General features: G+C 68.2%; 16 protein-coding genes. 8 read left to right on the forward strand and 8 right to left on the reverse strand.

Going from position 1 to position 11207, the window contains the following annotated elements; translation table 11 throughout:
- The first annotated feature begins 163 nt into the window (after positions 1-163).
- The 4 genes from SD37_RS25600 to SD37_RS25615 all read left to right on the forward strand — a co-directional run bounded on the left by SD37_RS25600 (position 164) and on the right by SD37_RS25615 (position 2550).
- The gene (locus SD37_RS25600; protein ID WP_044851150.1) at positions 164-1069 is read left to right on the forward strand and encodes a glutaminase; all 906 of its coding nucleotides are present in this window, start codon (positions 164-166) and stop codon (positions 1067-1069) included.
- Positions 1070-1112: 43 nt separating this feature from the next.
- Entirely contained in the window at positions 1113-1604 is a 492-nt protein-coding gene (locus SD37_RS25605) for an MSMEG_6728 family protein (protein ID WP_044851151.1), read from the forward strand.
- A gap of 98 nt (positions 1605-1702) precedes the next feature.
- On the forward strand, positions 1703-2113 hold the full coding sequence (locus tag SD37_RS25610) for a VOC family protein (protein ID WP_236725113.1): 411 nt from the start codon (positions 1703-1705) through the stop codon (positions 2111-2113).
- Positions 2114-2133: 20 nt separating this feature from the next.
- Positions 2134-2550 (forward strand): hypothetical protein, encoded by a 417-nt coding sequence (locus tag SD37_RS25615; RefSeq protein ID WP_044851153.1) that lies wholly within the window; start codon positions 2134-2136, stop codon positions 2548-2550.
- 38 nt (positions 2551-2588) lie between these two features.
- Here SD37_RS25615 and SD37_RS25620 read toward each other — a convergent pair whose 3' ends face one another.
- The gene (locus SD37_RS25620; RefSeq protein ID WP_044851154.1) at positions 2589-3458 is read right to left on the reverse strand and encodes a LysR family transcriptional regulator; all 870 of its coding nucleotides are present in this window, start codon (positions 3456-3458) and stop codon (positions 2589-2591) included.
- Positions 3459-3540: 82 nt separating this feature from the next.
- On the opposite strand from SD37_RS25620, the gene SD37_RS25625 reads away from it, so the two are divergent.
- The gene (locus SD37_RS25625; RefSeq protein WP_044851155.1) at positions 3541-4482 is read left to right on the forward strand and encodes an MBL fold metallo-hydrolase; all 942 of its coding nucleotides are present in this window, start codon (positions 3541-3543) and stop codon (positions 4480-4482) included.
- Here the strand turns inward: SD37_RS25625 and SD37_RS43245 are convergent.
- Entirely contained in the window at positions 4429-4605 is a 177-nt protein-coding gene (locus tag SD37_RS43245) for a hypothetical protein (protein ID WP_167369658.1), read from the reverse strand. The two genes, SD37_RS25625 and SD37_RS43245, sit on opposite strands and share 54 nt — an antisense overlap.
- 244 nt (positions 4606-4849) lie before the next feature.
- Between SD37_RS43245 and SD37_RS25630 the strand changes: the two genes are divergently transcribed.
- Positions 4850-6502, forward strand: a complete 1653-nt coding sequence (locus SD37_RS25630) for a glutamate--tRNA ligase (RefSeq protein WP_044851156.1) — start codon at positions 4850-4852, stop codon at positions 6500-6502.
- Positions 6503-6665: 163 nt separating this feature from the next.
- Here the strand turns inward: SD37_RS25630 and SD37_RS25635 are convergent, their stop codons facing one another.
- Together SD37_RS25635 and SD37_RS25640 are read right to left on the reverse strand one after the other, a co-directional pair.
- Positions 6666-7379 (reverse strand): hypothetical protein, encoded by a 714-nt coding sequence (locus SD37_RS25635; RefSeq protein ID WP_044851157.1) that lies wholly within the window; start codon positions 7377-7379, stop codon positions 6666-6668.
- A 15-nt stretch (positions 7380-7394) separates the two neighbouring features.
- Complete coding sequence (locus SD37_RS25640; RefSeq protein ID WP_236725114.1) at positions 7395-7664, reverse strand: hypothetical protein; 270 nt, start codon at positions 7662-7664, stop codon at positions 7395-7397.
- A gap of 300 nt (positions 7665-7964) precedes the next feature.
- On the opposite strand from SD37_RS25640, the gene SD37_RS25645 reads away from it, so the two are divergent.
- On the forward strand, positions 7965-8189 hold the full coding sequence (locus SD37_RS25645) for a hypothetical protein (RefSeq protein ID WP_044851159.1): 225 nt from the start codon (positions 7965-7967) through the stop codon (positions 8187-8189).
- Between the two features lie 30 nt (positions 8190-8219).
- Here SD37_RS25645 and SD37_RS25650 read toward each other — a convergent pair whose 3' ends face one another.
- The 4 genes from SD37_RS25650 to SD37_RS25665 form a co-directional block, all read right to left on the reverse strand.
- On the reverse strand, positions 8220-8453 hold the full coding sequence (locus SD37_RS25650; RefSeq protein ID WP_044851160.1) for a hypothetical protein: 234 nt from the start codon (positions 8451-8453) through the stop codon (positions 8220-8222).
- Positions 8454-8655: 202 nt separating this feature from the next.
- The gene (locus SD37_RS25655; protein WP_037313469.1) at positions 8656-8952 is read right to left on the reverse strand and encodes a hypothetical protein; all 297 of its coding nucleotides are present in this window, start codon (positions 8950-8952) and stop codon (positions 8656-8658) included.
- Between the two features lie 112 nt (positions 8953-9064).
- On the reverse strand, positions 9065-9697 hold the full coding sequence (locus SD37_RS25660) for a hypothetical protein (RefSeq protein WP_083255078.1): 633 nt from the start codon (positions 9695-9697) through the stop codon (positions 9065-9067).
- 91 nt (positions 9698-9788) lie between these two features.
- Positions 9789-10424: a TetR/AcrR family transcriptional regulator gene (locus tag SD37_RS25665; RefSeq protein ID WP_044851161.1), complete on the reverse strand. Its 636-nt coding sequence runs from the start codon at positions 10422-10424 to the stop codon at positions 9789-9791.
- Between the two features lie 138 nt (positions 10425-10562).
- Between SD37_RS25665 and SD37_RS25670 the strand changes: the two genes are divergently transcribed.
- Positions 10563-11186, forward strand: coding sequence for an SRPBCC family protein (locus tag SD37_RS25670; protein ID WP_044851162.1), 624 nt, complete (start codon positions 10563-10565; stop codon positions 11184-11186).
- Positions 11187-11207 lie beyond the last annotated feature (21 nt).

The raw sequence follows: 11207 nt of genomic DNA on the forward strand, positions 1-11207 counted from the left end.
AGACGCTAGAGCGTGTGCGGCAGGTCACCAACACTGCTAAGGAAGACTTAAGGTGTGCCGGACGTCACTCCGGTGGTTTTCCTGGTATTTCCCTTTTCGATTTGACAAGTTCACTCGCGAACCCCGATCTTCGCGCGCGAAGGCGGCCTCTTACGCTACGGCCGTGGACCTCGCAGCGCTGCTGGACCGGATCGCCGACGACGTCGCGCCGGAGATCGGCCGCGGCTCCGTCGCGGACTACATCCCCGCACTGGCCAGGGTCGAACCGCGGCGGTTCGGGATGGCGGTGGCCGAAGTGGACGGTCGGCTGCACGGGGTCGGCGACTGGCGGACACCGTTCTCCATCCAGAGCATGTCGAAGGTCTTCACCCTCGCGCTCGCGCTTTCCCACGGCGACGGGGTCTGGACGCGGGTGGGCCGCGAACCATCAGGCAACCCGTTCAACTCGCTGGTACAGCTGGAAAACGAGGACGGGATCCCCCGCAACCCGTTCATCAACGCCGGCGCCCTCGTGGTGACCGACGAACTCGCGCACCACGGCGACGCGGCGGAAACCCTGCTTCGCTTCCTGCGCGAGGAAAGCGGGAACGCCGACATCGGGATCGACGCCGAGGTCGCCGCGTCCGAGGCCGGGCACGCCGACCGCAACCGCGCGCTCGCGTACTTCATGGCGTCCTACCGGAACATGCGCCGTCCGGTGCCCGACGTCCTCGACCAGTACGTGCGCCAATGCTCGATCGCGATGAACTGCGCGGACGTCGCGCGCTCGGCGGTGTTCCTCGCCCGGCACGGCGTCCGCAACGACGGCACCCGGCTGCTCGGGCTCAGCGCGGCCAAGCGGGTCAACGCGGTGATGCTGACCTGCGGCACGTACGACGCGGCGGGGGAATTCGCCTACCGTGTCGGGCTTCCCGGCAAGAGTGGCGTCGGCGGCGGCATCGTCGCGATCGTCCCCGGCCGGTGCGCGGTCTGCGTCTGGAGCCCCGGCCTGGACGCTCGGGGCAACTCCGTCGCGGGCGTCGCGGCGCTGGACCGGTTCACCACCCTCACCGGCTGGTCGATCTTCTGACCAGCGCGGTTTCGAAGTCCGGCGGACCGGGAAGCCAGCCCGCGTGCAGACGTTCCTCCCGCTCGCCGACTTCCGGGCCTCGGCCGCCGCACTCGATCAGCGACGGCTCGGCAAGCAGCGCGTGGAGACCATCCAGGTCCTGCGCGCGCTGACGGTGCCCGGCTACGGCTGGCGCCACCATCCGGCGGCGGCGATGTGGGCGGGCTACGAGGAGGCGCTCGTCCGGTACGGATTCGACGTTTGCGAGGTCTGGCGCGCGACGGGCAGGCAGGACACCTGCCGGGAAACCCTGCGGCTCGACCTGCTTCACGCCACCGGGCTGGACCGGGTCCGCACCCAAGCGGAACTGGCGGAGGACGACGGCCTGCCACCTTGGCTCGGTGACACCGAATTCCACCTGAGCCACCAGTCCGCCCTCGTCCGCAAACTGCCGGAGCATTACCGCCCGCGGTTCCCGGACGTGCCCGACGACCTGCCCTACCTCTGGCCCGAGTCGGACCGTCCACGACGGATTCCCGTCCGGAAAGGATCCTGATGAAACGCTTCCACAAGGGAGTGAGCCACGTGGTGCGGTGACCAGCTCTAGGCTGATCGTCGACGGAAGGGGACACAGTGCGGCAGAACGTGCACTTCATGACCTTCGCGACCGCCGACCTGGACGCCGCGCGGCGCTTCTACGCGGACGCGCTGGGCTGGCATCCGCTGGCCGACGTACCGGGCGAGATCATCTTCTTCCAGGTGGCGCCGGGCGTGGTGCTGGGCCTGTTCGACGCGGCGAGTTTCACCCGCGATCTCGCCGACGGTTCCGACCACCCCACGGTCTCCGGTGTGACGGTCTCGCACAACGTCGACAGCCCCGAAGAGGTCCGGTCGGTCGTGGACGCCATGACCGCCGCCGGCGGAACCATCCTGAAGGAGCCGCAGCCCGGCGAATTCGGCGGCATCTTCCATGCCCATGTCCGCGATCCGAACGGCATCGTCTGGGAGATCGCCCACAACCCCACCTGGCACATCTCCGAAGACGGCACGGTTTCACTGGGCTGACGACAGGGAATCACCGGGTCATGGCCGGATCACCCACAGAACCTGACGACGAGACGATCGACGCCGTCGGAAAGCTGGTCTTCGCCCTCGAAACGGTCGAGCAGGCGCGCGGCCACCTGTACGCGTTCCATCACCTCACCGGAACCGCCGACTTCGCACTCGGCGAGGCCGTCGAAAAGCTCAGGAAGGCCGGGCATCCGGACTGGGCGGACCGGATCGAGACGGAGCTGATCGGGCTCAACGTCCTGGCGGATCGATGGACGTTCCAGGTGGTCGAGGAATACGACGACGGCTACTACGGGACCTTCCGCGGAATGACCCGGGACGTCGCCGACGACCTGACGGACGGGCGGCTGCATCTGCACGAAGAGCAGCTCAAGCGGCGACGCCGCACCGAGGGGCGCCCAGGGCACGAAATGGGGCGGCCCAGCACCTGAGTAGTGGGGCACGTGGGTCGTGAGTGGTAAGTGTCGTTCTAACGCGACTTACCACTCACGACCATCGCGGTCTTCGCGAACGAGCGGATCAGCGGGCTGTCCTGGCCAGTCACCCAGGTGACGACGAGCGGGCTCGGCGGCATGTCCGTCAGCGGCACCCAGGTGAGTCCACCGGGCAGGGCGTGCCCGCGCGGCGCGATGCCGGTCGCCCCGTTCCACAGGACCGCTTGCAGGCATTCGGCGACCGTGCGCACCACCGGGCCCGCAGGCCGCCCCCCGACCGGCACTGTCCCGTTCCAGTACTCGCGCCAGACCGGGTCCGTTCCGTCCGGCAGCTGGAACCAGGGCCGATCGGCGACGTCGGCCAGCCGGACTGACGCCCGGCCGGCGAGCGGATCACCGTCGTGCAGGACGATCCCGACCGGGTCGGAGCGCAGGACGCGGACGCTGAGGCCGGTTTCGTCGAACGGCGACCGGGTCAGCGCGACGTCGGCCAGACCGGCGCGCAGGCCGGTGGTGGGGTCGGTGAAATCCGCCTCACGGAACCGGATCGAGACCTCGGGATGACGACGGCGGAACGCCGCGGCCAGCAGGTCGCCCGTCTCCCCCGCGCCGTCGGCCAGGATGCCGACGGTGAGCGTCGCGGGGCCCGCCGCCGCCCTCACCAGAGCGCGGGCGCGTTCGGCCTGGTCCAGCAGGGTACGGGCCTCGGCGTACAGGGTGTTCCCGGCCGCGGTGGGTTCGACGCCGGCGGCCGAGCGGAGCAGCAGCACCACGCCCAGGTCGCGCTCCAGCTGCTGGATGGCCCGGCTCAGCGGCGGCTGGGTCATCCTCAGCCGCGCGGCCGCCCGGCCGAAGTGCCGCTCCTCGACCACGGCCACGAAGTAGCGCAGCAGGCGGAGTTCCATCACCGGCGATGATACCCATCCGGTATCGGGGCGTCGAAATCGGACTTGGACGGCGGCCGGGTACCGGCGGGAGATTGGGATCATGCCCTTCGAACCACTCGTCCACGAGCCCGCCGTCGACCCCGGCCAGGCCGTCGAAGTCGCCCGCGACGTCGTGGTGATCCCGAACCGCGGCGTCGAACTCGTCCCCAATATCGGCGTCATCGGGGGCACGCGTTCGGTGCTGGTCGTCGACACCGGGCTCGGGCCGCGCAACGCCGAGAAGGTGCTCGCCTTCGCCGTCGAGCACGCCCGTGGCCGCCGTCTGTACCTGACCACGACGCATTTCCACCCCGAGCACGCGTTCGGCGCACAGGTTTTCGCGGATCAGGCCACTTACCTCGTCAACAGCGCACAAGCGGCGGATCTGGTCCACAAAGGACCGGGCTATCTCGAAATGTTCCGCGGCCTCGGCGCCCCGGTCGCACGGAACCTGGAGGACGTCGAGCTGATCGCTCCGGACGTGGTCTACGAGGACGGATACGACCTCGATCTCGGTGGACGGGTCGTGCGGCTCGGCGCCACCGGCCGCGCCCACAGCCAGGGTGATCAGGTGGTGACCGTCCCCGACGCCGGCGTGCTGTTCACCGGGGATCTGGTCGAGGCGGGCCAGTTCGCGATCTTCCCGTGGTTCCCGCCGTACGACACCGACGTCTCGGGATCGCGGTGGATCGAGGTGCTGCGACGGCTGGACGCCGCCGGGCCGGACCTCGTCGTCCCTGGCCATGGCGACGTCTCCGGGCGCCGGATCCTGACCGACGTCCGCGAGTACCTCGAACTGCTGCGCGACGAGACCTGGCGCCGCCGCGACTCGGCTCTCCCCGAAGAGACGATCGCCGCGGAACTCGAAGCGCTGGTGATCGAACGCCACCCCGAATGGGAAGGCCGGGACTGGATAGCGAAGGGCGTCGGCTGCTTCTGCGCGGACCACTCAGGCCATCAGGCAGCAGGCGCCGGTGAAACAGCCGAAAGCGCCTCCGCTTGACGTGTTCTTCCGGTTGTCGAAGTGGTCGATCACGACCTCGACTTCGGCCTGGCCCGCCGCGGAGACGTCGATCCCGGAGTCGGCGAAGAAGCGGCGGATATCGTCGGAAACGGTGGTCTTCATTGGAAAACTCCCTCTGAACCTGCGGTGTTCGGTACCGAAATCGTGCAGGTTCGGACCCCGCCGCCGACAGTGCGAAGCACCATGGGCGACGTGTGGCTTTCGACTGCTCCACTCGCTTCAAGCGGGTCGCGCAAGTGGAGCACTCCTCAGCGGGACCACCCTCGTCAGGTGACCGGGCCGGACGGTTAGGCTCCTCGGTGGCGAAAACCGCCATGCACCACGACGCCGGGAGATCTGAACCGCCATGCTGGACCGAGCAGTCATCGACGCCCTCTTCCCCGCCGACCTGCCCGAACCCGAGCACTGGGAACAGCGGTACCCCGCCCGCGACCTCCCCGAAGGCGCGCTGATCACCCGCTTCGGCCCTTCGCCGACCGGATTCGTCCACATCGGCGGCATCTACGTCGCCACCATCGACCAGGACGTCGCCCGCCGCAGCGGCGGCCGGTACCTCGTCCGGGTCGAGGACACCGACCGGTCCCGTGAGGTCGAGGGTGCCATCGACCAGTTCGAGCGCGGCTTCTCCTACTTCGGCCTCGCCGCCGACGAGGACATCCACCGCGGCGGCGGCTACGGCCCGTACCAGCAGTCCGAGCGCGAGCAGATCTACCTGACCTACGTCCGGCACCTGCTCCGCCTCGGCCGCGCGTATCTCGACTTCGCCACCAAGGAAGAGCTGGCGGCGATCACCGCGCGGCAGCAGGCGACGAAGCTGCCGACCGGCTACTACGGCTCGTGGGCGATCTGGCGGGACGCCGACCCCGCCGACGTCCAGGCCAAACTCGACGCCGGCGACCCGTACGTCGTGCGGTTCCGCGCCCCGGACGACACCGGCGCCCGTGCCCGGTTCACCGACGCCATCCGCGGCCCGCTCGAAGCCGAGGCCAACCGCAACGACGTCGTCATCCTGAAGAGCTCCGACCAGAGCCCCCGGCTGCCGACCTACCACTTCGCGCACGCCGTGGACGATCACCTCATGCGCGTCAACCTGGTCATCCGCGGCGATGAGTGGATCTCGTCGGTGCCGGTGCACCAGCAGCTGTTCGACGCGCTCGCCTTCGAGCCGATCACCTACGCGCACATCGCGCCGCTGATGAAGCAGGAGGGCGGCAGCAAGCGCAAGCTGTCCAAGCGCAAGGATCCCGAAGCGAGCGTCGACTTCTACATCGAGTCCGGCTACCCCGCCAAGGCCGTCCTGTACTACCTGCGCGGCCTCGCCAACGGCCGTCTCGCCGAAATGCCGCTCGACCAGGCCCTGGACGAGCCGATCAACCTCGACGAATGCGGCGTCGCCGGACCGCTGGTCGACCTGGTCAAACTCGACGACATCTCGGCCGACCACATCGCCACGCTCTCCGGCGCCGAAATCCTCGATGAGGTCCGCGCCTGGGCCGAGCGGTTCGACCCCGAGCTGCGGACCGTGCTCGACGCCGAACCCGACCTCGCGCTGCGGGCGCTCGCCGTCGAGCGCGACGGCGCCGAGAACCCGCGCAAGGACCTGAAGAAGTGGAGCGAGTTCCGCGCCGTCTACGGCTTCTTCTTCCCTCAGCTGCACGCCGCCGTCGCCGGCCCCGACGACGAGCGGATCGCCGCGCTGGGCGTCGACCGTGAGGTCGTCCAGGCCGTCGCGCGCGACTTCGTCGGGAACTACCAGCAGCTCGACGACGGCCAGGAGTGGTTCCAGCAGATCCGCGAGGTGGCGGCGAAGCACGGCTTCGCGAAGAACGCCAAGGAGTTCAAGAAGAACCCCGAAGGCTTCCCCGGCTCCATTCGCGAGGCTTCGCAGATCATCCGGATCGCGATCACCGGTTCGACCCGGAGCCCGGATCTGCACTCGATCACGCAGGCGCTGGGCCGCGAGGAGACGCTGGGCCGGTTCTCCGGTCTCGTCGGCTAGGTGCTGCCTCGTGAGTGGCAAGTGCCGTTAGAACGACACTTGCCACTCACGACCACCCCGGCCCACGCCCCGCGCACCTTGGAGGGGCTGAAGGGCGCTTCAGCCCACGCGGCCGGTGCAGGACCTCGTGAGTGGTAATGACGGTTAGAACCGTCATTACCACTCACGAGCCGAGTGTGAACTGGTCGTAGAAGGCCGACTTGATCGCGACGACGGCCTGCTCGGTGTCGCGGAACCGCTCCCGGGCCTCGTGCGAGTCGATCAGCTGCACGAGCCGCGACCCCAGCTGGTCGGAAGGCGTGAGCGAAAGCGGCGAGGCGGCCGCGAGCGGACGGGACTTCGCGTCGTGCACGTGGTGCGGACAGTAGAAGACGGACTTGTCGCCGAGCATCGGGCCGACCCGGCGCCACAGCTCGCCGTACTCGACCGAAACCAGGACCTCGCCCCAGAATCGCAGGATCGTCAGGAGTTCCACGTCCGCGTACTTCGACTCCCCGGCGGTCGCGATCAACTCCATGGTGGTGTCGATACAGGCCGACGTGGCGAGGGTCTTCCGGGACCGCACCAGCGCCTCGCGGGGGACGCCGAGGGCGAGGAGGTCGGCCATCAGGTCCTCGCGGTGCGAGGGTGTACTGCCCGGTGACGTGTTTTCCGGGTACGCCTCGCGGATGATCACGCGGGCGATCCGGATGGACTGCTCGTCGGTGAGCAGGTCGATCGCCAGGTCGTAGGCCATGGTGAAGGCCAGCGACAGGAAGCGCCGCTGCGACAGGACGGTGTGCAGGTCCTCCAGCGACAGGTCCGCGACACCCCGCAGCACTGGATGGTTCCGGAAGCGCTCGATCAAGCCGTCTTCGAACTCGTCCAGTTCTCGCATCACTGCACCCCTCGCTCAGAAACGGATCATGTCGCCAGCCGCCGATGCAGCCGGGCGAGCGTCTTCAGGCAGTTCGTGATGCCCGTGCTCACGAAGGCGGCGTCCGGAAACCGTTTGTGCACCTCGATTGCGCCGTCGTAGTGCGAACGGCGTCAGCTCGATGAGCAGCACCACGACCACACCGATCACCATGATCAGGGTCAAAGTGGTGACCCCCTTCGCCGCGACCTTGTCCAGCCAGCCGAGTTGTTGCGCGATACCGACCGCGAAGCCGACCACCGCCAAACCGCCGAGACTGAGCAATTCGAGCCAACGACGCATTCTGCGGAGCATTCACCCTCCGGGTTTCGGTGCCGTACGCCGTCATGTTCCCACGATCGGGGCATTCGCTGTGATCGGGGTCACCAGCTCGACGTAACGTCGCCCGTTCCACGAAATTCACCAGAACGCTCGAATTCCAGGCGGGAATCCGCAGCTCGCCGGGGGTGTCGAGCATCTTTGCCCGACACCCGGTGGAGACGATGTGAAACGCGCGAGCACCGAGAGACGACTTACCCTGTACGCAAGTACGGAAAGTTGTGGTCCATGAGCGCTGATCGCGTTGTCCAGCTGCGCTGGGAGTCCCGGCGGGTGGCCGCCGGCGGCGGCACGGCGCTGTCCTACGCCGGGATCTCGGTGATCCGCCGACGGCACGGCGAGATCGTCGACCGGGTTTGGGTGCCTGTCGGGGAAGAACCGACCTTCGCCGACGACGAAGCCCTGATCGCGGTCCTGCACGACGCGTGGCGCTGGAGCAGGCCCGCGGCGTAGACCGTCCACTTCGGACGGACTACGGACCGTTCACTCGTCACCCGACTTGTACCGGCGCTGGAGTTCTTCCTCCTGTTCGCGCGGTGACTTGGCGACCCAGCGGCCGTGGACCAGGTCGTTCTCCGTGTAGTCCGCCCGCCGCGAGGCCCAGCTCGGCAGCATGAACTCGCGGGTACCGCCTCGCCCCCGATCCCGCAGATCGGTGACCACGGCGATGCCGATCACCAGGACGAGTACGCCGAGTGCTATCCAGATCCCGACCATATCCGCTCCCCACAGAATGAATCAGTTCCCCGAGAATAGCGTCGAACCGCACGCGGACGGTGGTCTTTTTTTCCGCGACAGCCGCACCGGGTCAACGGCGGCGGCTGCTTCCGCAGCACATATCAGGACAACCCGCTCACCTAGCGGATATGACGATCCCCGGTATCCGCGAGATCTCGCGGATACCGGGGATCGGGGGCGGTCAGCCCCGGGCGTTCGGGTCGAACACGCCGCCGGCCAGTCCGGTGGCGGCGTCGCCGAGCGCACCGGTGGAGTCGACGACGCCCTGACCGGCCGCGGTGGCCGAATCGACGGCGTCCTGTCCCGCGGCGGTGGCGTTCTCGGCGAGGCCCTGACCGGTCTCGGTCAGTCCCTCGGCGGACTGGGTGACCTGGTCGGCGGCGCCGGAAAGGTCGACGCCGGTCAGCTCGCTGACCTTGTCCCCCGCGCCGCCCAGCAGTTCGGCGGCCTTCTCCTTCAGCGAGTCGAACAGGCTCATCAGGGGTACTCCTCGGATCGGTCGAGCACGGGGCGGCTGAAAGTCCACCGTACAGGACAAATCGGGCACCGTGCGTGACGGCCTGCCGCAAGCCCTCTCGACGCGGACGCGTTCAGAGACAGGGCGGCCGGTAGCGATCGATGGCGAGGCCGCGGAAATCGAGCCTGTTCGGGGTCTTGCCGACGAAGACCAGGCCGCGCGCCTCGGTCAGCGCCGACGCGAACGAATACGACGGTTCACCCAGTTCGGGCAGGGTGGTCCACGCGCTGGGCGCGAAGCTGAAGAACCTCTTCACGAGTTTCCCGCCGGTCGACGGCACCTTCGTGAGCCACTTGTCGCCGCCGCTCCAATGCGACGCCGGGCGCAGCTGAACGTAGAGGTCGTCCGTCGCGCTGTAGGTCATCCAGAAACCGGCGGACTTCGAAAGATCGGCCTGCGCCTCGAAGCGATTCCCCAGCCAGACCACGATCACATGCCACTCGGCGTTGAGGAAGTCCACCTTGGCCGCGTACCCGCCGCGCTCCCGGACGAGCAGGCTGCCGGTCGCCGGAACCGTCGTCCCCTCGCCGGACGCGAGCCACTGCTGCAATCGGTCGATCGAAGGGGTCGCGCATTCGCAGCCGTGCCGCGATGTCTGCGTGCCGGACGCGTTCGCCGTCGCCCCGGCGCCGACGAGCGAGACCAGGAACACCGACACGGCCACCGCGAGCGTCCTACCGAAAGGAACCCTGGATCCTCCGCGCATTCCGGGAAGTTAGCACGGAAAATCACCGCACAGCGGGAAAACCGGCCTGAGTGCCCCACTGAGCGGGAACTGTCCATTATGGAGAATGCCCTCAGTCCGCGAGCATGTCGTCCAGTTCGGCGGCGAAGAGCAGGGCGGGATCGAACCCCATACCGGCGAAATGCCCGGCGAGTTCGAGCGACAGGACGCCGTGGATCCGCGTCCAGAACGTGATGGCGCGCCGGAGTACCGCCGACGGTGCCGGATGACCGCCCGCCCACTCGCGATGATCTTCGAGATGAGCGTCGAAAGGCGTCGGCCTGCCACGCCCGGCGTGCGCTTCGTGGACGTCGAGCAGCACCTTCATGATCTCGTTCGAGATCCCCGTGGTGTCGCCGGGCGCGTGATAGCCGGGGATCGGCGTGCCGTAGACGAGCAGGTAGCGCTGCGGGTCGGCCAGCGCCCATTCCCTTATGGCGTAGGCGACTTCGGCCACGCCGCCGTCCGCCGCCAGGACGGCGTCGGCGAGGCCGCGGTAGGCGTCGCGGACGAGGTCCGTGATCAGGTCGTCGCGACTGGCGAAGTACCGGTAGAGCGCGGGACCGCTCATCCCCACATGTTTGGCGATCGCGTTGAGGGATAGCGCGGAGACGCCCGTCGTGGCCAACTGTTCCCACGCGTACTGCTTGATCTCCGCGCGCACCTGAGCCCGGTACCGCTCTCGCGAGGTCGTCCCGTCCGTGTCCATCGGCCACTCCTTCCCAGCCTCGGCGCCCTGACCAGTTAGAGGCTATCACTTTCCCTATTGACACTCACTCGTTCGTGGTTATAGCTTCTAACTATCGCAAGAAGAGCTAACCCACTCGTCGGACGAAGGAGAAGAACCATGTCGGACACCCAGAAGCGCCGTCGCCGGATCGTCGTGCTCGCTCTCCCACTGGCCATCGGATTCCTGAGCGGGACGGTGACGCCCGCCCAGGCAGCCACCACCGGATCCCCCGCTCCGCTTTCGTGCCAGGGAAAGACGATCGACACGAAAGCGCCGATCCACTACCGGACCGAGACCCTCGTCAAGGCGCCCCTGAGCAAGATCTGGCGCCTGCAGACCGACGTCGAGCGCTGGCCGTCGTGGCAAGAGCCGGTTTTGAGCAACGAACGCCTGGACCACGGCCCGCTCCGGAAGAACTCACGCTTCCGCTGGACCACCCCGGTGCCGCCCACCGCGACGACCCCCGCCACCACGTTGTCGATCACCTCGACCGTCCACCAGATCCAGCGCGGCAAGTGCCTCCGCTGGAGCGGCCCCGCCCTCGGCGAGGGGCTCAGCATCGACAACGGCATCCACGTCTGGAACTTCACCGAGGTCAAGGGCGGCGTCCTCGTCCGTACCGAGGAGAACTGGTCTGGCGCCCAGGTGGAGGCCGACGTGGCCACCGCGACCCAGTACCTCGGCTGGGGGCTCGAAGCCTGGCTGAAGGACCTCAAGGCCGCCGCCGAATCCCGCTGCTGACCACATCCCCTCGTGAGTGGT

Source organism: Amycolatopsis orientalis, from assembly GCF_000943515.2.
Lineage (GTDB): Bacteria > Actinomycetota > Actinomycetes > Mycobacteriales > Pseudonocardiaceae > Amycolatopsis > Amycolatopsis orientalis.

What these genes read in the sequence shown, in the direction of transcription:
- SD37_RS25655 (WP_037313469.1), bottom strand. Translation starts at nt 8,952, where the DNA reads ATGAGCCTGTTCGACTCGCTGAAGGAGAAGGCCGCCGAACTGCTGGGC.
- SD37_RS25665 (WP_044851161.1), bottom strand. Translation starts at nt 10,424, where the DNA reads ATGGACACGGACGGGACGACCTCGCGAGAGCGGTACCGGGCTCAGGTG.
- SD37_RS25650 (WP_044851160.1), bottom strand. Translation starts at nt 8,453, where the DNA reads ATGGTCGGGATCTGGATAGCACTCGGCGTACTCGTCCTGGTGATCGGC.
- SD37_RS25645 (WP_044851159.1), top strand. Translation starts at nt 7,965, where the DNA reads ATGAGCGCTGATCGCGTTGTCCAGCTGCGCTGGGAGTCCCGGCGGGTG.
- SD37_RS25625 (WP_044851155.1), top strand. Translation starts at nt 3,541, where the DNA reads ATGCCCTTCGAACCACTCGTCCACGAGCCCGCCGTCGACCCCGGCCAG.
- SD37_RS25660 (WP_083255078.1), bottom strand. Translation starts at nt 9,697, where the DNA reads ATGCGCGGAGGATCCAGGGTTCCTTTCGGTAGGACGCTCGCGGTGGCC.
- SD37_RS25610 (WP_236725113.1), top strand. Translation starts at nt 1,703, where the DNA reads ATGACCTTCGCGACCGCCGACCTGGACGCCGCGCGGCGCTTCTACGCG.
- SD37_RS25670 (WP_044851162.1), top strand. Translation starts at nt 10,563, where the DNA reads ATGTCGGACACCCAGAAGCGCCGTCGCCGGATCGTCGTGCTCGCTCTC.
- SD37_RS25615 (WP_044851153.1), top strand. Translation starts at nt 2,134, where the DNA reads ATGGCCGGATCACCCACAGAACCTGACGACGAGACGATCGACGCCGTC.
- SD37_RS25620 (WP_044851154.1), bottom strand. Translation starts at nt 3,458, where the DNA reads ATGGAACTCCGCCTGCTGCGCTACTTCGTGGCCGTGGTCGAGGAGCGG.
- SD37_RS43245 (WP_167369658.1), bottom strand. Translation starts at nt 4,605, where the DNA reads ATGAAGACCACCGTTTCCGACGATATCCGCCGCTTCTTCGCCGACTCC.
- SD37_RS25635 (WP_044851157.1), bottom strand. Translation starts at nt 7,379, where the DNA reads ATGCGAGAACTGGACGAGTTCGAAGACGGCTTGATCGAGCGCTTCCGG.
- SD37_RS25630 (WP_044851156.1), top strand. Translation starts at nt 4,850, where the DNA reads ATGCTGGACCGAGCAGTCATCGACGCCCTCTTCCCCGCCGACCTGCCC.